At 62.0% G+C, this 24,893-nt stretch carries 23 protein-coding genes; 13 read left to right on the top strand and 10 right to left on the bottom strand.

The genetic code is table 11. From position 1 onward, the window contains the following. Nucleotides 1-7: 7 nt before the first annotated feature. The 3 genes from AOZ07_RS14460 to AOZ07_RS14450 all read right to left on the bottom strand — a co-directional run bounded on the left by AOZ07_RS14460 (nucleotide 8) and on the right by AOZ07_RS14450 (nucleotide 2,774). Nucleotides 8-451: a MarR family winged helix-turn-helix transcriptional regulator gene (locus AOZ07_RS14460; protein ID WP_060702616.1), complete on the bottom strand. Its 444-nt coding sequence runs from the start codon at nucleotides 449-451 to the stop codon at nucleotides 8-10. 80 nt (nucleotides 452-531) lie between these two features. Then, complete coding sequence (locus AOZ07_RS14455) at nucleotides 532-1,479, bottom strand: 2-hydroxyacid dehydrogenase (protein WP_194943685.1); 948 nt, start codon at nucleotides 1,477-1,479, stop codon at nucleotides 532-534. Between the two features lie 17 nt (nucleotides 1,480-1,496). After that, entirely contained in the window at nucleotides 1,497-2,774 is a 1,278-nt protein-coding gene (locus AOZ07_RS14450) for an enolase C-terminal domain-like protein (protein ID WP_060702615.1), read from the bottom strand. A gap of 103 nt (nucleotides 2,775-2,877) precedes the next feature. On the opposite strand from AOZ07_RS14450, the gene AOZ07_RS14445 reads away from it, so the two are divergent. Continuing rightward, nucleotides 2,878-3,813 carry a LysR family transcriptional regulator gene (locus tag AOZ07_RS14445; RefSeq protein WP_060702614.1) on the top strand — a complete coding sequence of 312 codons (936 nt, stop codon included), beginning with the start codon at nucleotides 2,878-2,880 and terminating at the stop codon, nucleotides 3,811-3,813. 378 nt (nucleotides 3,814-4,191) lie between these two features. Here AOZ07_RS14445 and AOZ07_RS14440 read toward each other — a convergent pair whose 3' ends face one another. The 6 genes from AOZ07_RS14440 to AOZ07_RS14415 form a co-directional block, all read right to left on the bottom strand. Next, the gene (locus AOZ07_RS14440; protein WP_060702613.1) at nucleotides 4,192-5,127 is read right to left on the bottom strand and encodes an AEC family transporter; all 936 of its coding nucleotides are present in this window, start codon (nucleotides 5,125-5,127) and stop codon (nucleotides 4,192-4,194) included. Between the two features lie 87 nt (nucleotides 5,128-5,214). After that, the gene (locus tag AOZ07_RS14435) at nucleotides 5,215-6,153 is read right to left on the bottom strand and encodes an AEC family transporter (RefSeq protein ID WP_060702612.1); all 939 of its coding nucleotides are present in this window, start codon (nucleotides 6,151-6,153) and stop codon (nucleotides 5,215-5,217) included. 138 nt (nucleotides 6,154-6,291) lie between these two features. Continuing rightward, on the bottom strand, nucleotides 6,292-7,617 hold the full coding sequence (locus AOZ07_RS14430) for an enolase C-terminal domain-like protein (protein ID WP_060702611.1): 1,326 nt from the start codon (nucleotides 7,615-7,617) through the stop codon (nucleotides 6,292-6,294). Nucleotides 7,618-7,621: 4 nt separating this feature from the next. Continuing rightward, complete coding sequence (locus AOZ07_RS14425) at nucleotides 7,622-9,220, bottom strand: aldehyde dehydrogenase (NADP(+)) (protein WP_060702610.1); 1,599 nt, start codon at nucleotides 9,218-9,220, stop codon at nucleotides 7,622-7,624. 48 nt (nucleotides 9,221-9,268) lie between these two features. Then, the gene (gene kdgD / locus AOZ07_RS14420; protein WP_060702609.1) at nucleotides 9,269-10,207 is read right to left on the bottom strand and encodes a 5-dehydro-4-deoxyglucarate dehydratase; all 939 of its coding nucleotides are present in this window, start codon (nucleotides 10,205-10,207) and stop codon (nucleotides 9,269-9,271) included. A gap of 204 nt (nucleotides 10,208-10,411) precedes the next feature. Then, entirely contained in the window at nucleotides 10,412-11,299 is an 888-nt protein-coding gene (locus AOZ07_RS14415; protein WP_060702608.1) for a LysR family transcriptional regulator, read from the bottom strand. 153 nt (nucleotides 11,300-11,452) lie between these two features. Here AOZ07_RS14415 and AOZ07_RS14410 point away from each other — a divergent pair, with 153 nt between their 5' ends. From AOZ07_RS14410 to AOZ07_RS14355, 12 genes are all read left to right on the top strand, one after another. Then, entirely contained in the window at nucleotides 11,453-12,454 is a 1,002-nt protein-coding gene (locus tag AOZ07_RS14410) for a Bug family tripartite tricarboxylate transporter substrate binding protein (protein WP_060702607.1), read from the top strand. 51 nt (nucleotides 12,455-12,505) lie between these two features. After that, nucleotides 12,506-13,057 carry a tripartite tricarboxylate transporter TctB family protein gene (locus AOZ07_RS14405; RefSeq protein ID WP_060702606.1) on the top strand — a complete coding sequence of 184 codons (552 nt, stop codon included), beginning with the start codon at nucleotides 12,506-12,508 and terminating at the stop codon, nucleotides 13,055-13,057. 23 nt (nucleotides 13,058-13,080) lie between these two features. Continuing rightward, complete coding sequence (locus tag AOZ07_RS14400; RefSeq protein WP_060702605.1) at nucleotides 13,081-14,610, top strand: tripartite tricarboxylate transporter permease; 1,530 nt, start codon at nucleotides 13,081-13,083, stop codon at nucleotides 14,608-14,610. Further along, nucleotides 14,607-15,002, top strand: a complete 396-nt coding sequence (locus tag AOZ07_RS14395; RefSeq protein ID WP_060702604.1) for a universal stress protein — start codon at nucleotides 14,607-14,609, stop codon at nucleotides 15,000-15,002. The genes AOZ07_RS14400 and AOZ07_RS14395 overlap by 4 nt, the downstream gene beginning before the upstream one ends. Nucleotides 15,003-15,474: 472 nt before the next feature. Continuing rightward, nucleotides 15,475-16,836: a gluconate:H+ symporter gene (locus AOZ07_RS14390; RefSeq protein WP_060702603.1), complete on the top strand. Its 1,362-nt coding sequence runs from the start codon at nucleotides 15,475-15,477 to the stop codon at nucleotides 16,834-16,836. Between the two features lie 356 nt (nucleotides 16,837-17,192). Beyond that, on the top strand, nucleotides 17,193-17,864 hold the full coding sequence (locus AOZ07_RS14385) for a TetR/AcrR family transcriptional regulator (RefSeq protein ID WP_060702602.1): 672 nt from the start codon (nucleotides 17,193-17,195) through the stop codon (nucleotides 17,862-17,864). A gap of 13 nt (nucleotides 17,865-17,877) precedes the next feature. Next, nucleotides 17,878-18,621: an SDR family oxidoreductase gene (locus AOZ07_RS14380; RefSeq protein WP_060702601.1), complete on the top strand. Its 744-nt coding sequence runs from the start codon at nucleotides 17,878-17,880 to the stop codon at nucleotides 18,619-18,621. Nucleotides 18,622-18,652: 31 nt separating this feature from the next. Next, the gene (locus tag AOZ07_RS14375) at nucleotides 18,653-19,555 is read left to right on the top strand and encodes an SDR family oxidoreductase (RefSeq protein WP_060702600.1); all 903 of its coding nucleotides are present in this window, start codon (nucleotides 18,653-18,655) and stop codon (nucleotides 19,553-19,555) included. A gap of 67 nt (nucleotides 19,556-19,622) precedes the next feature. Continuing rightward, the gene (locus tag AOZ07_RS14370; RefSeq protein ID WP_236995198.1) at nucleotides 19,623-19,976 is read left to right on the top strand and encodes a nuclear transport factor 2 family protein; all 354 of its coding nucleotides are present in this window, start codon (nucleotides 19,623-19,625) and stop codon (nucleotides 19,974-19,976) included. 298 nt (nucleotides 19,977-20,274) lie between these two features. Continuing rightward, nucleotides 20,275-21,408: an L-talarate/galactarate dehydratase gene (locus AOZ07_RS14365; RefSeq protein WP_060702599.1), complete on the top strand. Its 1,134-nt coding sequence runs from the start codon at nucleotides 20,275-20,277 to the stop codon at nucleotides 21,406-21,408. Nucleotides 21,409-21,497: 89 nt separating this feature from the next. Next, nucleotides 21,498-22,217: a FadR/GntR family transcriptional regulator gene (locus AOZ07_RS14360; protein ID WP_060702598.1), complete on the top strand. Its 720-nt coding sequence runs from the start codon at nucleotides 21,498-21,500 to the stop codon at nucleotides 22,215-22,217. A 34-nt stretch (nucleotides 22,218-22,251) separates the two neighbouring features. Further along, the gene (locus tag AOZ07_RS14355) at nucleotides 22,252-23,724 is read left to right on the top strand and encodes a malate:quinone oxidoreductase (RefSeq protein WP_060702597.1); all 1,473 of its coding nucleotides are present in this window, start codon (nucleotides 22,252-22,254) and stop codon (nucleotides 23,722-23,724) included. Nucleotides 23,725-23,815: 91 nt separating this feature from the next. Here the strand turns inward: AOZ07_RS14355 and AOZ07_RS14350 are convergent, their stop codons facing one another. Then, entirely contained in the window at nucleotides 23,816-24,778 is a 963-nt protein-coding gene (locus AOZ07_RS14350) for a 2-hydroxyacid dehydrogenase (protein ID WP_098945516.1), read from the bottom strand. Between the last annotated feature and the right edge of the window lie 115 nt (nucleotides 24,779-24,893).

Below are 24,893 nucleotides of genomic sequence, written 5' to 3'. Positions count from 1 at the left end.
TTGCCGTCTAGGCAAGTTCGCCGAAGCTGATGTTCAATCGGTGCAGCAATTCACCGAAGTTCTGCAGCTCGCCCGGTTCCCATTCGGTGAGCTGCCGACGCAGTTCTTGACGCAAGGTGTTGCCGCTAGCCAGCCATTTCTCATGGGCCAGCGGGGTCGCGGAGACCAGCTGCGCCCGGCCATCGGAAGGGTCCTGGGTTCGGGTGACCAGTCCAAGGGCTTCCAGATGCTGAACCAAACGGGAAATGGTCGCCTTATCCAGGCGGAGTTTTTCTGCTAGGACGCCCTGCTGTTGGGCGTCATCACGGATGACCAGTGCCAATACCCGGTAGCCTGGTGCCTGCAGGTCCGGGTGTACGGCCTTCGCACGGCGAATGAGCATATCCCGGGCGTGCAGAAGTATGGCGGTGAACTCTTCTTCAACCGTTTGCAACAGCTTTTCATCTTGCATGGCTACTATTCTACGGAGCATCATCGACACGGACGCGTCTTGGTTGCTTCATTGCGACCTGCCGTTGACTTGGCGCGGCCCTAAAGCTGGTTGCTCAAGCTCCGGCCGTCGGCAAAAGCAGTGATGTTCTGAGCGATTTCACCCACCCTGGAACCGAAGGTATCCAGTGTATGTCCTGAGTTGTGCGGTGTGGCGATGACATTTGGCAGCTGGGCAAATCTGCGGACTGCTTCAGGCGCGACCACGCCGGAAGGCGCGTCCCACCAGACATCAAGCGCGGCGCCACCAATTGATTGATTGACCAGCGCTTCGAACAGCGCGTCCTGGTCGACTACCGGACCGCGCGACACGTTGACCAGCAGCGCGCCCGGGCGCATCTGGCGCAGCTGGCTTGCGCCGATCAGCCCGGTGGTTTCGGCCGTAAGAGGCACGCCGAGCACGACGACATCGCTGGCCGAGAGGAGCTCTGGCAACGCATCCATGGTCTTGGCCCATTCCAGCCCGGCAGGCAGTGCTCCACCGGGAGACCGGCGCACCGCGACGCTCCGCGCCCCCAGGGCGTTGCACAGTGCCAGCGCCTGTTCGCCGATACCGCCAAGGCCCACGAATCCGAAGGTCAGTCCCGAAAAAGTTGGATTCATTGGTGTCTGGGGAGCTGTCGCTACCGTACGCCAGATTCCAGCCTGCAGTTCCCGATTGGTCTCCAGCAGCCGGCGTTGGTGGACCATCGAGACCATCACTACATGTTCCGCGATGGAACGCTCATGATGGCCAGTGCGGGAAACGATAGTTCCGGCAGGCAAATGGGCTACCGCAACCCGGTCGGCACCGATACCGGTAATGTGCACATATCGCGCACCGCACCCCCGCGCCTGCTCAGGAGTGAGCCGCGCGCACACGAGCACATCGCAGGATGCCAGCAGGGCTTGCTGCCGTTCCGGTGAAAGTGCAGAGGCGAAATGCCAGTCGTGCTGCCCGGCTTGCTCCACGAAATCGTCGGCGAGCCGCTCCAAAATCGGATCGGTCACCACCACCTGCAGCCGAGCTACCAACGAGGCACCTGGAGCTCGTACTCCGGATTGATGGACTGCATGTAGCTGGTGTCATCTCGCTTGGTCAGACCCGCGTCGAGATACTGCTGGTGCATGCGTGCCAGGGCTGCTTCATCCAGCTCCACGCCCAGCCCCGGTGCGGTGGGGACCTTCACCTTGCCCTCGGCGATGGACAAGACACCGGGGACGATCACGTCATCTTCCGGCTTCTTCCATGGCCAGTGGGTATCGCAGGCATAGTCAATATTCTTGGTGGCGCTGGCCAGCTGGATCATCGCGGCGAAACTGATGCCCAGGTGCGAGTTCGAGTGCATGGACAGGCGCAAGTCGAAGGTCTGGGCAATGCCAGCCAACAGGCGCGAACGGTTCAGCCCGCCCCAGAAATGGTGATCCGAAAGAACAACATCCACTGCCTCGGCCTTGATCGCTGGGGGCAAGTCGTTGAAGGCGACAACGCACATGTTGGTCGCCAGCGGCAGATTCACCTGCTTGCGCACTTGGGCATTGTCCTCGATGGACAGGCAGGGGTCTTCCAGATATTCCAGGACCGGTTCCAGGCGCTGGCCGATGCGCACCGCAGTCTCGACGTTCCACACGCCATTGGGATCGATGCGCAGGAGGATGTCCGGGAATGCCTCGCGCAATGCTTCGATGGCAGCTGCCTCCTCATCGGGAGGGAAGACTCCGCCTTTGAGCTTCAGGGCTTTGAATCCGTATTGGTCGACCATCTTGCGAGCCTGCGCCACGATGCCGCTCGGGTCCAGCGCGGCGCCCCATTGATCGTCAGCGTAGCCAGGATGCCCGGCCCACTTGTAAAACAGGTAGCCGCTGAATTCCACCTCATCGCGGACCGCTCCGCCAAGCAGGGTGCTGACGGGAACACCGAGCACTTTGCCCTGGATGTCCAATGCGGCGACATCGAAAGCTGAAAGCACACGGTCTTCGAGCGACGTCGTGGTGACCATGCCACCAGTGCCGTGTCCGCCTTGGCCGCTGTCGTCGGCAAGCGATTCTGCAACGCGTTCGGCGATCTTGTTGATGTTGAATGCGTCCGTGCCGACCAGGAACTCGCCGGCTCGTTTCAGCCGAGCGACGTGCGTTTCATCCCCGTAGGTTTCGCCCAACCCGTAATGTCCAGCGTCCGTGCGAACCACGACGATGGCTCGCAGCGCATACGGCTCGTGCACCCCGACCGAATTAAGCAGTGGAGGATCGGCGAAAGCTACCGGGGTAACCTCTACCGACGTGATGAGTGCACGGGGAGTGGACATGAAAAAAGCTCCAATTCTAGATTGCGTTCTGAATCACAGTATGATGAAAGTTCGATACCTGTCCAAGCTAAAAAGTGCAAGATTCAATTCAAAAGGCGCATTGATGTTTTCTCTGGTGCAATTGGAATCCTTCATCGCGGTAGCCGAAGAGCTGCATTTCGGCGCAGCCGCTGAACGACTGAACATGACGCAGCCACCGCTGAGCCGGCAAATCCAGCTGCTTGAGCGTGAACTGCAAGCCAAATTATTCACCCGCACATCACGCACAGTGCAGCTGACTACCGCGGGAAAAGTGCTGCTGCCGAATGCCCGGCGCATCGTCGACATGAGCCGCAAGACAAGCATGGAAGTATCACGGGTGGCCACTGGGGACTTCGGAACCGTAGTCGTGGGCTACACAGCAGTCGCTGGGCAATCCGTCCTTCCAGAGTTCTTGGCTACTGCGGCCCGAGAACTGCCCGGGGTCTCCTTGGTGCTGCGCGAGGCCGTCTCCGTAGAGCAGCTGGATGGGCTGAGCAAGGGCACGCTGGACCTGGGACTGCTGCGACCGTTCACCAACCGCGCCGGCGTGGAAACGACCCTGGTGAAAAAAGACCGGTTGGTAGTCGCATTGCCCAAGGATCATTACCTGGTCACCGGCAAAGGGGTGCTGATCAAGGAACTGGAGGGCCTGCCGTTGATGATGTATTCAACATCGGAGGGGCGCTATTTCCACGAACTTGTGTTGAGACTCTTCGACTCGGTGGGAGCCAAGCCGACCATCACGCAAATCGCCAGCCAGATACCGGCGCTCATATCCCTGGTAGCGGTGGGGCTGGGGGTTTCACTTGTTCCTGCTGGATCGATGCAGTATTCACCGGATTCTGTAGCCTTTGAAGAATTGGTGGGACCTTCGGGACTTCAAGAAATGAATCAATCTGACATTGTTCTGGCCATGGAAGAGACCAACGCCAACCCCGCGGCTCGACGCCTGAAGGAAATTTACCTGGAGTCGATTCAGACCGTCGAAGGTCCGGCCATCAAGGGCAATCGAGGCTAAGCGCATGTTCGCCGTGAACCAGCTGGAAATCTTGTTGCGGTTGCGGAGGAACGGCACTTTGGAGATGCCGCAGTTCGGCTTGTCGATGAGCCAAGCAAATGTTGCCAGCTGACCGGATATGCCCGTGGTGCTGGATAGATGCCAACCAGCGCCCAAAATGGATGTTTAGCCGCCTAAGGATCAGGTGCTCCACATGCGGTAGGCCCCGCGGGAAACATATTGGCTTCACCGACTCGTGCGCTTGAAATCAGGCACATCGCAGTTGCTAATCCCAGTTGCACAGAGAATGAGGGGCTGTGTTTTTGGCTCGGTCTTGCTTGGAGCGAATGGCCTCGGCGCGCCTTTGGTCTCGCCCGAATCAGGAGAGGTCGATGGCCACTAGCCGAGGTGCAGCAGCAGTGCCGCGAATCCAAGCATTGCCGGGATCCCCAGCACTGTAGTCAACAGAACCGTATCCTTGGCGATGGTGATGCCAGACTCGTACCGGTCTGCATTAACAAAGATATTTTGTGCAGTGGGCAGCGCGGCCATGATGACGGCGATGTATTGTCCGGTGGAGTCAAGCCGGAATACCCAGGCGGCCAGCGCCCAGGCCAGCAGCGGATGCAACACCAGTTTGCTGAAGGTGGCAACCCATACCTCGGTCCTGCGCTGGGAGCTGCGCTGCAGCGGGCGGGACCCGACCAGGGACAAGCCGAAACCGAGCAGCATGGCCGGGATCGAAGCGCCAGCCAAGAGCTCAATCGGGGTCATGATGATCTGCGGTGGTTGCCACTGGTAGATCGAGCAGAGCAGGCCCAGAACCGAAGCGAGGATCATCGGATTGCTGATCGTGCGCCAAAGAACTCCGGTGAACTTCGTTCCGCCCTTGGCAGTGGCTTTTTCCATGAGCGACAGCGAGAGCGGGGTCATCACCGACATCTGGAAGAGCGCAATCGGAGCCGCCAGGGAAATGTCTCCCAGCGCATAGATGGCAATGGGAAGGCCCAGGTTGCCTGCATTGACCGTCGAGGCTGCCATCGCGCCAATGGTTCGTTCTCCAGGGGTGCGCTTGAATGCCAGCCGGGAGAAAATCCCGTAAGCCAGAAAAACAACCATGGCCGAAATCCCGGCAATAAACAGCTGCGGCCCCAGCGCCTGTTGGGGCTTGGCTGCGGAAATGGTGGTGAATAGCAGTGTCGGGGAAGCGATAAAAAACGTCAGCCGGTTCAGGATATAGCGTCCGTTGTCCCCGAAGAGATTCTTTTTCCCCGACCAGTAGCCGACACCGATAATGACCCAGATACCGAAGAATCCTTCGATGACGCCGTACATTATTCTCCTAGTGGTTGGAGGGCAACGCTTGAGCCAGCAGCCGTGAACTGGGCCAATGATCGCATGGCTATATATATGCTCACTCTTCTACGTCAGCAAGAACGTGGCTAGTAAAACCACCGGAAGGGTGAGCAGCGTGCTGGACAGGATTACTTCTCGTGGAACTACCGGGTTGAGCCGGAACTGCTGGGAAAAAAGCAGCACATTCTGAGCTGTCGGAAGGGCAGCCATGATAACTACACCTAGCAGATCCGTGCCTTGCAATCCGAACACCAGTTTAGCAAGCACGAACGCGACGACCGGCATGAACAGCACCTTGAGCCCTGCGCCAAGTAGAACTTCGCCGCGCAAGGCTTTATCCGCCAAGGGCTTCTGCCCGTACAGCGACATGCCGAATGCCATGAGCAGCAACGGGATGGAAGAGTCGCCGAGCATTTGCACGGGGGAGTGCAGCACCTCGGGCAATTTGAAGCTGAACCATGAGAAGAGCGCACCGATGAAGGTGGCAATGGTGACCGGATTGGCCACGGATTTGAGAATAGTGCGCCCCAGCGGGGTTGAATCGTTCGCGCCGTCGTGGCGCGATACCAGGGCGAACAGGCACATGTACAGGGGCGCAATGATCAGCAGCTGGGCTGCCAGCACCGATACCACCGGGGTGGTGCTTCCCACGGCGTACAAGGCCAGCGGCACGCCAATGTTCCCAGCATTAACGTAGCTGGTGGCCATGGCTCCGGCCGGAATGCGCTGCAGCGGTGTTTTGAAAAATACTTTGGCCAGCAGCGCAAACACGCCGCCGGTCACCACCGCGGTGATCAAGGCGATCGGGGTGAATACCCCAACGACCGCGTGCAGATCGGTGCCCGAAAGAAGGATGAACATCAGCGCGGGGTTGGTGATGTAGTAGATCAGCGGAGTTAAGCCCTTGGCGATGGCTTCGCGGTGCCGCGGCATATACCGTGCCGTGAAGAAGCCGATGCCAATCAGGATGATCACTACCGCAAAGCCCTGTAAGACTCCCTGCATCAGGCCTCCAAGCCGCAAACGCCCGACCGTGTTTCCGCACTGCGCTGCGGCACACCGAGGGGGACGGCCGATGCCATCGTCCGATTCAGGCATCCACCGCCCCCTGGGCAATGTGTGTTTTGTACTTGCTCTATTGCGCTAGCGCACCAGGGCAGGGCTCTTGGAATCAAAAGTCCAACCAGGAATCAGGTATTGCATGGAGACCGCGTCATCACGCGAACCCAAGCCATGTTCCTTGTACAGCTCGTGCGCCTCGTTGACCCGGTCCATGTTCAGCGTGACGCCCAGGCCGGCGGCTTCTGGAACCTTTACTTCACCGTCCACGATCTGTGGAGCGTTCTGCGTCAGATCCTGGCCGTCCTGCCAAATCCAGTGGGTATCCAAGGCGGTGATCTCGCCCGGAGCGGCGGCGCCTACCTGGGTGAACATGGCCAGCGAAATATCGAAGTGGTTATTCGAGTGCGAACCCCAGGTGAGGCCGAACTCGTTGCACAGCTGGGCCACACGCACCGAGCCGGACATGGTCCAGAAGTGCGGGTCGGCCAGCGGGATATCGACGGCGTTGGTGCGCACCGCGTGAGCCATTTCGCGCCAATCGGTGGCGATCATGTTGGTTGCGGTCTGCAGCCCGGTGGCCCGGCGGAATTCGCTCATGACCTCGCGGCCGGAGAATCGCCCTTCGGGGCCACACGGGTCCTCTGCGTAGGCGACAATGCCCTTCATGCGCTTGCCCAAGCGGATTGCGTCCTCAAGCAGCCAGCCGCCATTGGGGTCCAGGGTAATCCGGGCTTCGGGGAAGCGCTGCTTCAAGGCGGTGACCGCATCAACTTCCAGGTCGCCCGCTTGCACTCCGCCCTTGAGCTTGAAGTCCTTGAACCCGTAGCGGGCCTGTGCGGCTTCGGCCAGGCGAACCACGCCTTCAGGGGTCATGGCTTCTTCGCGGCGCACGCGTTCCCAGTCATCTGCACCCTGCGGTTCGCGCAGGTAAGGCAGGTCCGTGATATCCGGGTTGCCGACGTAGAAGAGGTAACCGAGCATCGGTACCGCCTCGCGCTGCTGGCCATCGCCTAGCAACTCGGCCACCGGCACGCCCAGGAATTGCCCGTGCAGGTCTAGGAGCGCGGATTCCAGGGCGGTGACGGCGTGCACTGTGGTGCGCAGATCAAAAGTCTGCGCGCCTCGACCGCCCGCATCGCGGTCAGCGAAACGGGAGGACACCTTGCGCAGCAGCGAACGGTAGGTCGCTACCGGAGCGCCGGAAATCAGCGCCCCTGCTTCTTCAATGGTTGAACGAATTGCTTCGCCGCCAGGCACCTCGCCGAGGCCGGTACGGCCGTCGGAATCGGTGACGATGGCGATGTTGCGGGTAAAGAACGGCCCATGGGCGCCGGAAAGGTTCAGCAGCATGGAGTCATGGCCGGCAACTGGGATGACCTTGACCGAAACAATGGTTGGGTTACTCATGCGCTTACTCTCCTGCGACGGTCATGGTGCCGTCGACCAGACGGTTCAGGTTCCACTCATTGGCCTGCGCGATTGGCTTGGGCAGCAGGGCCTCGGGGAAATTCTGGTAGGCGACCGGACGCAGGAAGCGCTCGATGGCCAGGGACCCGACCGAGGTGGTCTGCGGAGCGGAGGTTGCCGGGAACGGGCCGCCGTGGACCATCGCGTGGCCCACCTCGACACCCGTTGGCCAGCCGTTGAGCAGGATGCGTCCAACCTTCAGCTCCAGGGTCGGGATGATTCCCGCGGCCTGCGCGTAGTCGGCTTCGGTCAGCTGCAACGTAGCGGTCAACTGGCCTTCCAGCTTGGATAGCGCCGAGTCGAGTTCTTCCACCGACTCGTAGCGGATCACCAGCGAAGCGGCGCCGAAGATCTCGTCTTGCAGCACCGGGTTCTCGTTGAGCTGCTGGACACCGGAAGCGAAGACCCGTGGCGCAGGAGCGTTTTCGGTGGAGCCTTCGGTGCCCTGGCCAACCAGTTCAACACCTTCCTGGGCGCCAAGTGCCTCGACACCTGCGACCCACGAGGTGTAGATGCCCGCGGTCAACATGGTCTGCCCGCTGTGCGATGGCGCATTGCCGGAAATGGCTGCCACAAAGGCGTCGCCTGCCCCGCCAGCCGGAACAAAGACCAGTCCCGGTGCGGTGCACAGCTGGCCGGAGGAACCAGTCAGCGATCCCAGGTAGGCCTTGGCCTGCGCCTCGGGATCTGCCAGGGCGCCTTCAAAGAAGATCACCGGGTTGATCGAGGACATCTCGGCGTAGACCGGGATCGGCTCTGGGCGCTTGGCCGCGGTTTCCATCAGTGCCACGCCGCCGGAGCGCGATCCGGTGAAGCCTACGGCCTTGATCACCGGGTCGGAAACCAGTGCCTGGCCGATTGACGCGCCTGGGCCGTAGACCAGGGAGAAGACTCCTGGGTGCAGGTCGAATTCCTCGATGGCCTTGGTGATGGCCGAACCGACAATTTCACTGGTGCCCGGGTGGGCGTTGTGGGCCTTGAAAACTACTGGGCAGCCGGCCGCCAGTGCCGAGGCGGTATCGCCGCCGGCGGTGGAGAAAGCCAGCGGGAAGTTCGAGGCGCCGAAGACCGCAACCGGTCCCATCGGCACCTTGCGCTGGCGGATATCCACGCGCGGCAGCGGGCTGCGCTCTGGCAGGGCTGGATCGATGCGGGCGCCGTGGAAGTCGCCAGTGCGGACCACGTTTGCGAACAGGCGCAGCTGTCCGGCGGTGCGGGCGGTTTCGCCGTTGAGGCGGGCCTCGGGAAGGCCGGTTTCGGCCATGGCGCGGGCTACCAGCTCCTCGCGCACAGCTTCGATATTTGCTGCAATGGCGTCGAGGAAATCGGCGTGCTTGGCCGGTTCCAGGGCGCGGAACGAGGTGAAAGCCTCCGCGGCAGCGGCCGTGGCGATTTTCAGCTGGGCTTCGTCAATCAGGCTATAGGCAGGTTCCAACGGCTGGTTGGTTGCTGGGTTGTAGCCGTGAACTTCGCGTCCGTTGCCCGCAGTGCGCACGCCTGCGAGGATGGACTGGCCGGTCAGGTTCTGGGTGATGCTAGTCAAAGGAGCTCCCTGGTCAACAGATGAAAAGATTTGTCGTGGACTGCGCAGTTACAGGCTGGCGCCGGCAGGAACGATGCCTGCCGTCTTGATGAGGGTGGACAGATCCGCCAGGTCCTGCTCGGACATGTCCTGCAATGGGGTGCGCACCGAACCGCAGTCGCGGCCGATGGCCTTCATGCCGCCCTTGACGATGGACACACCGTAGCCCTTCACGCGGTCGCGGATATCCAGGTATGGAAGGACGAAGCGGTTGAGCTTCTCGTTCACTGCCACGCGGTCCAGGTTGCGCACGTCCTTGTAGAAGTCCAGCGCGAACTCTGGAACGAAGTTGTACATGGCCGAAGAGTAGGTGCTCATGCCCAGCTGCAGCAGCGGCAGGGCGAAGGTTTCCGCGGTGGGCAGGCCGCCCAGGTAGAACAGGCGGTCGCCGTTCTTGGCGTACATCCTGGTGTTGTGCTCGATGTCGCCGATGGCGTCCTTGAAGCCGATGAAGTTCTCGTGGTTCTCGGCCAGGCGCGCCACGGTGTCCGGCGAGTAGATGGCGTTGGCGCGGTTGTAGACGATGATGCCGACCTTGGTGGACTTGGCGATGGCCGAAACGTGCTGGTACAGGCCCTCCTGGTCATTTTCGGTCAGGTATGGAGGCAGGAGCAGCAGGCCCTCTGCGCCTACTTCCTCGGCGTTCTGCGCCTGCTCGATGGCCTGGCGGGTCGAGCCGCCGGCCGAAGCCAGCACAGGAACGCGGTCGCCGGCTTCCTCGACGGCCATGCGCACGACGTTCTTGGATTCCTCGGTGGTCAGCGAGAAGCCCTCGCCGGTGCCGCCGGCTGCAAAGAGGCCGGCGACGTTGAAGCTCGACTGCCAGTCCAGGTGCTTGCGGTAAGCGGCCTCGTCGACCTGCAGGTCTGCATCAAACGCGGTCACTGGGAAAGAAAGCAGTCCGTCCTTGAGCTTGTTGGCAAGTTCAGCTGGGGTGTACTTAGTCATGGCGAGTCCTTTGCTTGATCCGCAGGTCCAAAGACGGGTAGCGCGGAGGAGTATGTGATCGGAAGCGAATTCCTGTTGACTCAAGACTAGGAAAAGGATTTATGCCTGTCCAAGGCCTAATTTGTATTGATTGATACCTTCACGGCATAAGAGGTGCCGCATCTGGCTAATGCGTAGGTGACCTGCGCAAAATCGGCGAGATTTCTAGTTCAGTGGATCGGAGTTGATGATCTGCAGCATGCGCGCCAGGGCTGGGTTGCGCGATTCGCGATTCCAGATGGCATGCAGCTCCACGGGATGCTCCGTCGGGCTGATCAGCCGCAGGTAGGACACGCCCTGGACGCCGAGCACCTTGGCGCTTTCGGGCACAAAGGCAATGCCGCGCCCTGCGGCAACCAGCGAGATCATGGTCAGGATCTGGCTGACGGTATGGCGCACGTTCTTGTGCTCGATCTCGATCTGGCGGACCACCAGGTCGTAGAAGTAGCGGGCCTTGGTGGGCGAGTGCATGATCAGCGGCTCATCGGCCAGGTCCTCTGCGGTCAGGTCCCGCTGCAGCCGGGCCAGCCGGTGGCTGGAGGGCACCGCGACAAACAGCCCCTCGGAGAGCAGCAGGGTGGAACCGAAGAGCTTTTCGTCGAACGGCGGACGGGCCAGGCCCAGGTCCAGGTCGCCATCGAGCAAGGCGGTGACCTGTTCGCTGGTGACCAGTTCGGTCAACTCCAGGTGCACGTTGGGCATCTTGACCGCGATTTCTTCCAGCAATGAGCCGAGCATCGAGAAGCCGGTGGCAGCGGTGAAGCCGATGCGCAGGGCGCCAAGCTGGCCGCTGGCAATGCGCCGGGCGCTCTCCGGTGCCCGCTCGGCGGCAATGACCAGCCGCCGGGCCTCGGAAAGGAAGGCTTCGCCAGCGGCGGTGAGGGCGACGCGGCGATTGTCGCGCTCAAGCAGTTCAACGCCGACGATCCGTTCGAGCTTCTGGATCTGGCGGCTCAACGGGGGTTGGGTTATCTGCAGGCGCTCGGCGGCCCGGCCGAAATGCAGCTCTTCGGCGACAGCGACAAAGCTGCGAGCCTGATCTAGGGTAAACAAGTTTTACCTTCCGGGTATCATGCCATGCGGATAGGGTCTTGGACATGTATCGTAACTCGTTTCTACTCTTGTCTAGTACTCGTGTCAGTGAGGTGGTTCACACACCCCCATGACATGAACTACACCGCACTCGATTACCCAGGAGACATTCTCATGAAGACTCGCACTTTCCGCCGGACGCTGTTGTCCGTATCGGCAGCTGCCGTGGCCCTGTCCCTCACCGCCTGCGGCGGCAACGTTGGCGGCAGCTCCAGCGAAGGCGAATTCCCCAACGGACCGGTGACCTTTAATGTCGGTGCCGCCCCAGGCGGATCCACCGACCTCATTGCCCGCGCGCTGGCCGACGGAATGGCCGATGAGCTCGGCGTCGCAGTTCCGGCCGTGAACAAGCCCGGTGCCAATGGAGGCCTGGTCACCAAGGAAGTTGCCGAGATGACTCCGGACGGCCAGAACCTGGTCATGCTGAACGCCTCGCTGTTTACGATTACTCCACTGGCGGTTTCGGACGATGAAGCCATGAGCATTGACGATGTTGACGTGCTCGCCGGCCTCTCCCAGGACGATTACGTCATGATCGCCAGCAAGAAGTCCGGCATCAAATCCTTCGAGGACGTTGCCAAGAGCGAGAAGAAGCTGTCATTCGGCACCACCGGCGTAGGCACCGGCTCGCAGCTGGCACAGGAAGTCATCCTGGCCCAGGCCGATGCCGAGGGCACCACCGTTCCATTCGACTCGGGCTCGCCGGCCCTGACCGCGGTGATGGGCGACCAGGTCCAGATTTCCACCGTGCAGCTGGGCGAGGCCAAGCCGCAGATTGATGCCGGCACCGTGGTGCCGCTGGTGGTCTTCTCGACTGAGCGCAATGACTTCCTCCCGGACGTGCCAACCGCCACCGAACTCGGTTACGACGTTCCTGTCTCCCAGTTCCGCGCAGTCGGCGTGCCAAAGGGCCTGGATGATTCGGTCAAGGAGAAGCTGACCAGCGCCATCGAGGCTGCAACCCAGACCGACGCCTACAAGGAGTTCAACAAGAACAACTTGCTGACCCCGCATGAGATCTCGGGCGAGGAAGTCGTGTCCGAGTGGACCGAGCTGGCCGCGAAGTACAAGAAGCTGACCGAGGACGAGGGCATCTCCCTGGTGTCGGGCCAGTAGTCTCCGCACTGTTTCACGAGCACGCGCGAGAACAATTTAAGGTAGACACCCATGCGAAAGCACAAAGAAGCGCCTGAAGCGCCGGAGCCGGAAGCCGATACCGAGCTCGATGCCGCGACGCCGGAGGAACTGGCTGAACTCTGGGATGCCGAAGCGCCTCCCAAGTTAGGGCCAATCGCAAATGCGGCCTCGAGCCTGGTCGTTCTGGCCTTGGCCGTGGCAGGAGTCATCCTGTCCATCGGCTTGGATCTGGGAACTCCTCAGACACCAAAAGCCGGCATGTGGCCGTTCATCGTCAGCATCATTATTGGCGTCATGGCCTTGGTGCAGCTCCTGGTGGGGCGCAGGGGCGGCGAAGACGGCGAAAAATTCAGCAGCTACAGCTGGTTCCCGCTGATCGGGTTCGCCACGCTGATTCTGCTGGTAATCCTCATGCCAGTCATTGGCTTCGAAGTGCCAGCGCTGCTACTGAGCTTCGTATGGATGAGGTGGCTGGGCGGCGAACGCTGGCGCTCAGCCACGCTCTACTCGCTGATTGTCGTAGTGATTTTCTACCTCATCTTCATTGTCGCCTTGGGCACCAGCATTCCGCACTTGATCTAGCGACGGAAGAATAAGGACAAACTATGGACTTCTTTGGACCAGTCCTGGACGGTTTTGGAACCGTTCTGGATCCCACCAACCTTCTCTATTGCCTGGTCGGTGTTGTCATCGGCATGCTGGTCGGCGTGCTTCCGGGCCTGGGCCCAGCGGCAACAATCGCCATTCTGCTCCCGCTGACCTATGGTATTGAGCCGGTCACGGCCATCATCATGCTGGCCGGCATTTTCTACGGTGCCCAGTACGGTGGCACCATTACCTCGGTGCTGCTGCGGCTGCCGGGGGAGGCCAGCTCGGTAGTAACGGTCTTCGACGGCTATGTCATGGCCAAGCAGGGGCGCGCCGGGACTGCCCTGGGCATTGCAGCTATCGGCTCATTTGCCGGTGCGACGGTCTCCATCATCGGCCTGACCTTCTTGGCTCCGCTGGTGGCCAGCTTCGCGCTGGACTTCGGCCCGCCGGAATATGCGGCGCTGGCGCTGCTGGGCATCTTGCTGGTGGCCACGATCTCCGGATCCTCCAAGAACAAGGCCATCATTGCCGCCGCGGTGGGCCTGCTTCTTGCCACGGTCGGACGCGACATCTTCACCGGAGCCGAGCGCTTTACCTTCGGCAACCTGTCGCTGGCCGACGGCATTGACTTCGCGCCGCTGGCCATGGGCTTGTTCGGCATTGGCGAGATCCTCTACAACCTTGAAGACCGCCACCGTGCGGCCAGTGCGCCGGTCAAGGTCAAGCGCGTCTGGCCTTCGGGCAAGGACATCAAGCAGGCTGCCCCGGCGATGGGCCGCGGGTCGGTTCTCGGCTTCCTCCTGGGCATCCTTCCCGGCGGCGGTGCCACGATTTCGTCGCTGGTGTCCTACGCCGTGGAGAAGAAGACCGCCAAGGATCCATCCCGCTTCGGCCGTGGCGCCATTGAGGGCGTTGCCGGTCCGGAAACGGCTAACAACGCCGCGGCAACCAGCTCGTTCATCCCGCTGCTGACCTTGGGCATCCCCGCCAACGGAACCATGGCGATCATCTTCGGTGCACTGCTGATTCAAGGAATCACCCCGGGTCCGCAGCTGATCGGCGAAGATCCCGAACTGTTCTGGGGCGTTGTGAACTCCATGTACATCGGCAACATCCTCTTGCTCCTGATGTCCATCCCGCTGGTCGGTGTTTTCATCCGCATCCTGCGCATCCGAGCTGCGATTCTTGCCCCGATTACTGCGCTGATCACGATGCTGGGTGCCTACACCATCCGCAACTCGATCTTCGATGTGCTTATGGTCGTCGTCTTCGGAGCATTGGGCTACCTGATGAAGAAGTTCGGCTTTGAACCGGGCCCGCTGGTGCTGGCCTTCGTGCTGGGCAGCCTGCTGGAATCGAATCTGCGCCGCTCGCTGCTGGTGCTGGAAGGTGATCTGGGCGGCTTCCTGACTCGACCGATTTCGGCCACGCTGCTCGTGGTATTCGTTTTCGTTGCGCTCTGGCCGATCGCCAAGGGCGCCATCGTCAAGAACAAGAAGAAGCCGCTGGCGGCACAGATAGCGACCGAAAAGGAAAAAGTATGAGCATCATCGTCGGATACGTTCCCACCCCGGTAGGCAAGGCCGCCCTGGCCGCCGCCATCGCCGAGGCCAAGCTTCGCAATGAGGAGCTGCTGATCGTCAACTCCTCGCGTGAAGGCGCATTGGTGGACAAGAACACCGCGTCCATGGACGACTGGAACGAAGTGGATGCCGCGGTCGCCGCCGCCGGCATCGAAAGCCAGATCATCGAGTCCACGTACCGCGATGATCTGACCGAGGAGTTCCTGCGCATCGCCTCCGAGCAGGATGTCTCGCTGATCGTGATCGGGCTGCGCCACCGCACCCAGGTGGGCAAGTTCATCATGGGCTCGCACGCCCAGCGCATCCTGCTGCAGGCAGATCGTCCTGTGCTGGCAGTGAAGGCCTCTGCCTAGCCCTAGGCGCAGCTGAAAGGCCCGTTGCTGGGCACCAGAAACGGTGCCCAACAACGGGCCTTTGCCATGCCCAAAAGGAATGGTGCTGGCCTCCACGGTTCATCGAGCATCGGGGGAGCGGTCGGGCCATGGAGCTGTGGACCGGTGCACAACGGCGCACCAGGGGTGAACTATCTCACACTGGTTGCATGAAGCCGGTCATCCGCAGGGAAGCGCCAGGGGCGAATACGGCGTAAAACAACAGATAGTTCCGGGGATTGTGACCTGGAACCACTTTGCCGTGCGCGCGGGTCATGCTGGATGGGTATTACTGCATGCCTGTGCGGTCTTGGACGAGGCACTTGTGGCATGGATAACGTGATTGCTGGCACAAATCCGCAAGCGGTGTCTCGTGGGTCAACAAGACCGAGATAAGTGCCCGATTGCCAATTCAGGCACCACAAATTTTGCAAGAAGATCGGAGCGCCTACATATGCCTATGGTCATTGTTGGGCTGTCAGTCGTCGTACTGCTTGTCCTCATGATGAAGTTCAAGCTCAACGGGTTCATCTCCCTGCTGGTTGTATCAGCGCTGGTGGCCTTCTGGGCAGTTGCCACTGGCAACTTTTCCGTCGACGGGGAGAGTGCCGGACTGGCTCAGATCCCGGAAGTCATCAAGGACGGCATTGGCGGCCAGCTTGGCGGAACTGCTGTAGTGGTCGGCCTTGGCGCCATGATCGGCCGCGTCATGGGCGACGCCGGTGCCGCCCAGCGCATCGCCAACAAGATCCTGGGCGTCTTTGGCGCCAAGGGCGTGCAGTGGGCCATGATCGTCGCATCGATGCTGATCGGCGTGACCATGTTCTACGAGGTCGCCTTCGTGATCCTGGTTCCGGTGGCCTTCACCCTGGTGCGCGCCACCAAGGTGAACCTGCTGTGGGTGGGCCTGCCGATGTCCATCTCTTTGTCCACCATGCACTCGTTCCTGCCTCCTCACCCGGGTCCGACGGCTGTCGCCGGGCTGTATGACGCCTCGGTGGGCATGACCCTGGCCTACGGGCTGATGATTGCCGTTCCAGCTGGCGCCTTGATGGCAATGCTCTGGCCGCGCCTGCCATTCGTGCGCAAGCTTGACCCCAAAATTCCCGGCGGCCTGTTGTCCGACAAGGAATTCGAGGAAAAGGACCTGCCTTCGGGCTTCATGTCCTTCTTCGTGGCGCTGCTGCCTGTCATTCTGATCGCAGGTTCCGAGCTCATCCTCATGGCCATCGGCGAGGGCGACGACGCCTGGCATCACGTCTTGAAGATGTTCGGCTCTCCCGAGATCTCCCTGCTGATCGCGCTGATCGTTGCCACCATCGCCTTCGGGCCGGCGCAGGGCCGCACCATGGCGCAGGTGGGAAAGTCCATGAGCGAAGGCGCTCGTGCGATGGCCATGATCATTCTGGTAATCGGTGCCGGTGGCGCTTTCAAGCAGGTGCTGGTTTCCGCAGGCATTGCCGACTACATCGCCCATCACGCCAACAACTGGGATCTGAACCCGATCATCCTTGCCTGGCTGATCGCAGCCATCCTGCGCATCGCGCTGGGCTCGGCGACTGTTGCGGTATCCACCGCGGCAGGCATCGCGGCCCCGATTGTTGCAGCAACCGGTGCCTCGCCTGAGCTCATGGTGCTGGCTACAGCCTGTGGCTCCCTGGCCTTCAGCCACGTGAATGACCCGGGCTTCTGGATGTTCAAGGAATACTTCAGCCTGAACGTCGGCCAGGCCATCGCGGTGCGCACCACGTACACCACGGTACTGGCGGTTCTCGGCCTGCTCGGCGTGCTGTTGCTGAGCACATTCATCGGCTAGTCTCCAGCAGCCATGACAAAGACCCCAGGGCAGATGCCCTGGGGTCTTTGTCATGCATTCCTGAAGCGGATCCCTGTCGGTCGAACAATTGAAAGAGGGAGAGAGAGTCTAAGAGCCGCATCCCAAGCAGGGAAGGCAGCATCGAGTGCCAATTGGCCACCGCCCGCCGGAGCATCAAAGGCCATGCTGATGGCCTCATGTTCACCGCGGCACGGCGGGGACTGGTTGCGCTCCAGTGGAGGGGCGGCCGTGATCGGGCGCCGACCTGTTGCACCAGCAGTTCATATCAGTGATATGAAAAGTTCATTGCGTTGATACGAAAGCGGTGTTATCGTTGTTATGTGGAAACGAGAACAGTGATAATCAATAGTGCTGAACGGCTTCTGGCTGAATCGGCCACGGGCGACATCTCCACCCGGGCAGTCTGCGAAGCCGCCGGGGTAACCCAGCCGGTCCTGTATCGGCACTTCGGCGACAAGGACGGGCTGCTGGCGGCGGTGGCCGACCACGTATGGGAAAACTACCTGTCCGCCAAGCGCTCCACCAAGAACTCCGATGATGCACTGGAAGACCTGCGCCGCGGCTGGGATAACCACACGGCCTTCGCTCTGGAAAATCCCCATGCCTACCGGCTCGTATTCGGCACCGCGCTTGCGGCCCGGCCGGCAGCCATGGGGGAGGCCATGAAGCTCCTGGTTGGCATCACTTCCAGGCTCGCCGCAGAGGGCAGGCTGCTGCTGGGGCCGGAACAGGCGGCGCGGGTGATCATGGCGGCCAACAGCGGGCTGGCCCTCGGACTGATCCTGCGCGGCGACGCAGACCAGGATCCGAAGCAGGCCAGCTACCAGTCCAGGGAGGCCACCTTGCGCGGCATCCTCTCCGGGGCTGAAGCCTCCGCAAGCCCGGCAGCCCAGGCCGCCACCACGCTGCGGGCGCAACTGGCAGAGTCATCCGACTTCACGCCCGCAGAAGCCTATCTGCTCAATGAATGGCTTGACCGCTTCCAAGCCGGCAACAAGACCAAGTAAAGGACGTATTGCAATGAACTCCAAAGAAAACACTCCCCGCGTCGCACTGGTTACCGGTGGCTCCGGCGGCATCGGCAAGGCGGTAGTCGACAAGCTCGCCACCGAGGGCTTTGCGGTGGCCGTGCACTACGCGGGGAACCAGGCCAAGGCCGACGCGCTCGTCCAGGGCATCACCGCAGCCGGTGGCCGCGCTCTGGCAGTAGGCGGCGACGTTGCCGATGAAACCGCCATGAGCGCCTTGTTCGACCAGGTCGAGGCAGCCTTCGGAGGCATTGATGTCGTGGTGAATACTGCCGGCATCATGCGGTTGGGCCCCATTGCCGACTTCAACCTCGATGACTTCGACAAGATCATGCGCACCAATGTCCGCGGTACCTTCGTCGTCTCCCAGCAGGCAGCACGCCGGGTGCGCGAAGGCGGTGCCATCATCAATTTCTCCACTTCCGTGACCCGCACCCAGTTCCCGAACTATGGCGCCTATGTAGCCAGCAAGTCCGCAGTCGAAGGGTTGAGCATGATCCTGGCCCGCGAGCTGCGCGGGAAGAACATCACCGTGAACGCCGTAGCGCCCGGTCCAACCGCCACCGCGCTGTTCCTCGACGGCAAGAGCGAAGAAGTAATCGCCGGCCTGTCCAAAGCCGTTCCGCTCGAGCGCTTGGGCGACCCGGAAGACATTGCTGAATCCGTGGCCTTCCTCGCCGGCCCGGCCCGCTGGGTCAATGGCCAAACCATCTTCACCAATGGCGGACTGGCCTAGCAGGCAGCCACACGAAAGGGGGCAAACGCTCATGAGCGAACCCAAAGTCATTGTCATCACCGGGGCTTCCTCCGGATTTGGCAACCTCACGGCCCGTCGCCTGGCTCGCGCAGGCCACACGGTCTATGCGGGCATGCGAGCCATTACCGGGCGCAACGCCGACAAGGCCGCGCAGCTCGACCAGCTGGCGGCCTCCGAAGGCCTCAGCATCCAGGGCATCGAAATGGATGTCCAGGACCAAACCTCCATCGATGCCGCGGTTGCGGACATCCATGGGCAGCGCCAGCGCATCGATGTACTGATCCACAATGCCGGGCATATGGTGCTGGGGCCGGCCGAGGCGTTCACCCCGGAACAGATTGCAGCCCAGTACGACGTGAACGTGGTCTCCACCCAGCGCGTCAACCGCGCCGTACTGCCCATCATGCGTGCACAGCGCAGCGGCCTGGTGATCTGGATCGGTTCAAGCTCCACCCGAGGCGGGCACCCGCCATTCCTCGCCCCGTACTTCGCGGCGAAGGCCGGCATGGACGCGCTCGCCGAAAGCTACGCAGCGGAACTGGCCAAGTTCGGCGTGGAAACCAGCATTGTCGTGCCCGGAGCCTACACCTCGGGTACGAACCGCTTTGCCCACTCTGGTGCTCCCGATGATCACGCGCGTGCAAGCGAATACGACGAGCTGTATGGGCAGCTGCGTGAAAACATGGCTGGAAGCCTCGCCGCCATCTTCCCCGAAGTCCATGAGGCCGGGGAAGTGGCAGACGAGATCGCCAGCGTGATTGGCCTGCCGGATGGGCAGCGCCCCTTCCGTGTGCATGTCGATCCAAGCAAGGACGGCAGCGAAGTGGTGTCGGCGGTTTATGACCGCATCCGCGCCGAGTTCTATCGACGGATCGGCTTCGAGGAGCTGCTGGGCGAAAACAGCTCGCTCTAGCGCCATCGCGCTGCGGCCTGTCCTCTGGGATCTGGAAGGCAGGCCGCGGCAATTCATATTTTCAGGCATGTATTACTTCGGAAAGGCAATGGCCATGGACAAGCTTCCAGCACCAATCCAGCAATTCATCGATTCCACCAATGCAGCTGATAGCACCAAGTTTGCTGATGCTTTTGCTGAAGACGCCGTACTCGATGACTGGGGCAGCAAGTACCGAGGAAAGGTGGCAATTCGTTCCTGGGACAGCACCGATAACATCGGGGTGCAGAGCAAATTCGAGCTCGTGGACTTTTTTGAAGAGCAAGCCAACGTCTTCAACGTGACGCTGTCAGTCAGCGGAAATGGGCACAACGGCACCGGTCCGATGCGATTCATCGTGGACGATGGCCTGATCCGAAAGCTTGAAATCCTGCCTGATTAGAACTTCGCCAAGGGGCAAAAATCCAGCTGGCTGGCACCGAAAGGTGCCAGCCAGCTTTTTAATTGCCCGGAACCTGTTGCCTTGCTGGCGACATCACCGGCCGCTGGCCTCAGGCGCTTTCCGCTTCTGGCGCCTTTCCGGCCATCCCGGGCGGTTGCTGTCTGGTTCCTGCGCGCAGCCGTTGAAGATTCTTTTGACTTTTCCCTGAAAATTACTTGTTAGAGCAATGAACAACTTGTACTATAAGTTATGAATCAAGTGCATCGACGCACAGCACATTCCTTGAAGGGCTACTTCCATGAACTACACTCCTGACGCGATTCGCCACGTCAAGTTCTCCACCGCACGTCTTCCGCTGGCTACTCCGATCTCCGACGCCAAGGTCTTCACCGGACGCCAGAAGCCAATGACCGAAGTTGCCTTCCTGTTTGCTGAAATCACCACCGAGCAGGGCCATGAAGGCCTGGGCTTCTCCTACTCGAAGCGCGGCGGCGGGCCCGCCCAGTTCGCCCACGTCAAGGAAATTGGCGAGACCATCATTGGCGAGGACCCCAATGACATCGCCAAGCTCTACACCAAGCTGCTCTGGGCCGGCGCCTCGGTGGGCCGCTCGGGTGTCGCCACCCAGGCCCTGGCCGCTATCGACAACGCCCTCTACGACCTGAAGTCCAAGCGTGCAGGCCTGCCGCTGGCCAAATTCCTCGGCGCCCACCGCGACTCGGTGCGCACCTACAACACTTCCGGCGGCTTCCTGAATGCCTCCATCGAAGAGGTCAAGGACCGCGCCACCCAGTCCATCGAAGAAGGCATCGGCGGCATCAAGATCAAGGTCGGCCTGCCGGACTCCAAGGAAGACCTGCGCCGTGTCGCCGCCGTGCGCGAGCACATTGGCCCGGATGTGCCGCTGATGGTTGACGCAAACCAGCAGTGGGACCGCGCCACCGCGCTGCGCATGGGCCGCCGCCTTGAGGAATTCGACCTGGTCTGGATCGAAGAGCCGCTGGATGCCTACGACGCCGAGGGCCACGCGCAGCTGGCCGCCGCACTGGACACTCCGATCGCCACCGGTGAAATGCTGGCCTCCGTGGCCGAGCACGAGCGGTTGATCGAAGCCCGCGCCTGCGACATCATCCAGCCTGACGCACCGCGCGTTGGCGGCATCACCCAGTTCATGCGCCTGGCCACCCTGGCTGACCAGGCCGGGCTGGACCTGGCACCGCACTTCGCCATGGAAATCCACCTGCACCTGGCCGCCACCTACCCGCGCGAGCCATGGGTTGAGCACTTCGACTGGCTGGACCCGCTGTTCAACGAGCGCCTGGAGACCCAGGGCGGCCGCATGCTGCTGCCTAACCGTCCGGGACTTGGCTTCTCCCTCAGCGACCAGGCCCGCGCCTGGACCACCGAAACCGTGGAGTACGGCAAGGCATAAGCCCTGCCCGCATCCCCTTTTTCCCCCGGGAAGGAGCAAGCGCGGAAGCAACCTGCACCACGGATGCTTCCGCGCTTATTCTTATAGCTATGCAAAAAAGTAAGACGAACCGGACCGCGACCCTGGTCGAGTTCCTTCGCGAGCTGATCAGCACCGGACAGATCGCGCCCGGGGACAAGCTGCCCAGCGAAAATACGCTGATTGCCGAGCATGGCGTGTCGCGCACCGTGGTGCGCGAGGCCATCATGCGCCTGCAGGCCGAAGGGCTGATCCACACCCGCCGCGGTTCGGGAAGCTTTGCCCTGACCCCGCCGAGGGATGAAGCGGATGCGTCCGCCGGCAAGGTGCCCCGGACCCTGGAGGAACGCCGGCAGCTATTGGAATTCCGCATGGGCTTTGAATCCCAGGCTGCCTCGGCTGCGGCCCGCCACCTGCCCCAGGGAGCACTGGCCGACATGGATTTTGCGCTCGCGGCCTTCCGCGCCTCGGGCGGCAACGCCTCGCAGACCATGAGCTGCGACTACGAGTTCCACCTTGCCATTGCCCGCGCATCGTCCAACCCCTATCTTGTCCAGGCCATCGAGACTTTCGGCCCGGCCATGATCACCATGCCGCGCCAGCGTTTTGACGAGCCCGAAGGCCAGCTCACTCCGCGCCTGCGGCAGGTCGCCGAGGAGCATGAGTCCATCCGGGAGGCCATAGCCGCAGGCGACCAGCTGCTGGCTGCTTCGTGCATGCGCCTGCACTTGGCCAATTCCATCAAGCGACTCGAGCGGGAATCGGGAATCAGCCACAAGTCCTTCGGCTAGCATCCGCCGCCGTGCCTTTCAGGAGATAACAGCCATGGCTTCCACCCATGTCCCACGCCGCGTCGACGTGCTGGTCATCGGTGCCGGCATTATCGGCTCCACCACTTCTTCGCTGCTGGCCGAGCTCGAGCCGCAGTGGGATATCTTGGTGGTTGAGGCACTGGGCGCGGCAGGCCTGGAGAGCTCCCACGGCTGGAACAACGCCGGCACCGGCCATGCCGGGCTGTGCGAATTCAATTACACGCCGGCCGCCGCCGACGGCTCGGTGGACCCCGCCGCTGCCTTGCGCATCCACGAGCAATTCCTGGTATCGGCCCAGTACTGGGCCCGGCTGGCCGCCGATGGCCAGCTGGGGGAGCCCGAGGGCTTCATTCGCAGCGTGGACCACAACTCCTATGCGCATACCGCCGACTGGGCCTCCTACCTGGAAGCCAGGTACCGGGCCTTGAGTGCCCATCCATTGTTCGAGCACATGGAATTCAGCCGCGATCCGGAAACGCTGAAACGGTGGCTTCCGGCGATGTTTGAACAGCGCACCGATTTCAGCAGCATTGCGGCAACGCGCAGCACCCTGGGCACCGACGTGGACTATGGCACGCTCAGCCGGAGATTGCTGGATCACGCCCGGGCACAAGGGGCCGCGGTGCAGCTGGGCACTTCGGTGCGCAGGCTGCAGCACACCGCGGCCGGCCGCTGGAGGGCGGAATTGTCCACGGGCGAAACGCTGGACGCCGGTTTCGTGTTCACCGCTGCCGGCGGCGGCACCCTCCCCTTGCTGCAGCAGGCCGGCATTGCCGAAACCCGGAACATGGGCGGCTTCCCGATCAGCGGCCAATTCCTGCGCACCGCCAATCCGCGATTGGTGGCACGCCACCGGGCCAAAGCCTATAGCCATCCGGCGCCCGGGGCGCCCCCGCTGTCGGTGCCGCATCTGGATCTGCGGGTCATGGACGGCACCGAATACCTCGTGTTCGGTCCGTTTGGAGCCTTCTCGCCACGCTTCTTGAAGGCCGGGAAACTGTGGGACCTGCCCGGATCGGTGACCGTCCACAACCTGCGCACGCTGCTGGAGGCCGCGCAGAACGGCACCGGAATGCTGCGCTACTTCATCGGCGAACTGCTGCGCACTCCAGCCAGCCGGCTCAAGGAGCTGGAGAATTTCCTGCCAGAGGTGCATGCCGGGGACTGGGAACTGATCACGGCGGGCCAGCGGGTGCAACTGGCCAAGCGCATTGATGGACAAGGCCGCATTGCCGGGTTTGGCACCGAGGTGGTGCTCAGCGCGGACGGGACCCTGGCGGCGGTGCTTGGCGCATCCCCGGGCGCGTCGGCTTCGGTCTCGGTGGTGCTGGATCTGCTCGCCGCATCCTTCCCGCAGCACTTCGGGCGCTGGCTCGAAGCCTTGCGCGGGCAGCTGCCGCATCTGGGCGCAACGCTCAATGACGATCCGCAGGCGCTGGCCCATGTCCGGGCCCAGATTGCCCGGGGCCTGAAGCTGGACTGGTAGGCCCGGCTCCATCCCGCGAGAACGCCGCTGGACCCATCCGGGCAAGGGACGGGTCAAGCGGCGTTGCGGGGTTCCGCGAATTCCTGGCAGATCAGGAAATCGGGGTGATCAGCGCACGGTCCTTCAAGTAGGAGCGCAGGTTCTCGATGGTCAGCGAGGTCATGTCGGCCCGTGTTTCCACGGTGCCCGAGCCCAGATGCGGCAGCAGCACCACATTATCCAGCTCCAGCAGCTGGGACGGTACATGCGGTTCCCTTGCGAAGACATCCAGGCCGGCGCCGGCAATGGTTTTCTGCTGCAAGGCCGTGACCAGGGCAGCCTCGTCGATGACCGAGCCGCGGGCGATGTTGATGATGAAGCCGTTTTCGCCCAGGGCCGCCAGGACGCTGGCATCAACCAGGTTGGCAGAATCCGGGCCGCCGGCCGCGGCGACGATCAGCACGTCCACTGCTTCGGCCAGCTCCTTCGCCGAAGCGTGGTACTGGTATGCGGCACCCTCCTTCTGGCTGCGGGAGTGGTAGTGGATTTCCGTCTTGAAGCCCTCAAGCCGATCGGCAATCGCCTGGCCGATGCGGCCCAGGCCCAGGATGCCGACCTTGCGGCCGGTGGCGCGGGTGGCCAAAGGGAAGTTCTGGCCGCTGGCCCAGGTGCCGGCACGCACAAAACGCTCTGCGGCGCTCAGCCCGCGCAGGGTGTCGAGGTACAGGCCCATGGCGGTGTCGGCAACGCAGTCGGTCAGCACATCCGGGGTGTTGCTCAGGAGAATGCCGCGCTGGGCGGCCTGGCCGAAGTCGGTGGCGTCATAGCCCACGCCGAAGTTCACGATCGCTTCGAGGTTCGGCAGCTGCTTCATCAAATCGCTGTCCACTCCGATCTTGCCGGAGCAGACCGCCACGCGGATTCTTGTGCCGTGTTCCTCCAGCCAGGCATTGCGTTCTTCGGCTCCGGGCAGCACGGTGGCCTGGAATTCGTCGGCCAGGATGGCGGCAACTGCTGGGTTGACCGGTCCGACGCGCAGGATCTGGTCTCCGGTAATGGGGTTCTCGTAGCTCATACCTGCATCGTAGGGAGAACTCACTGATGCCGTCCAACATGCAGATTGCATAGATCAATACCCCTTCAGCATTGGTTCCCATTCTGGTGCCTAATGTAGGGAAAGTCACAGGCGC

Origin of the sequence: Glutamicibacter halophytocola (assembly GCF_001302565.1) — a bacterium.
Classification (GTDB): domain Bacteria; phylum Actinomycetota; class Actinomycetes; order Actinomycetales; family Micrococcaceae; genus Glutamicibacter; species Glutamicibacter halophytocola.
This window is presented reverse-complemented; position numbering and strand designations above follow the sequence as displayed.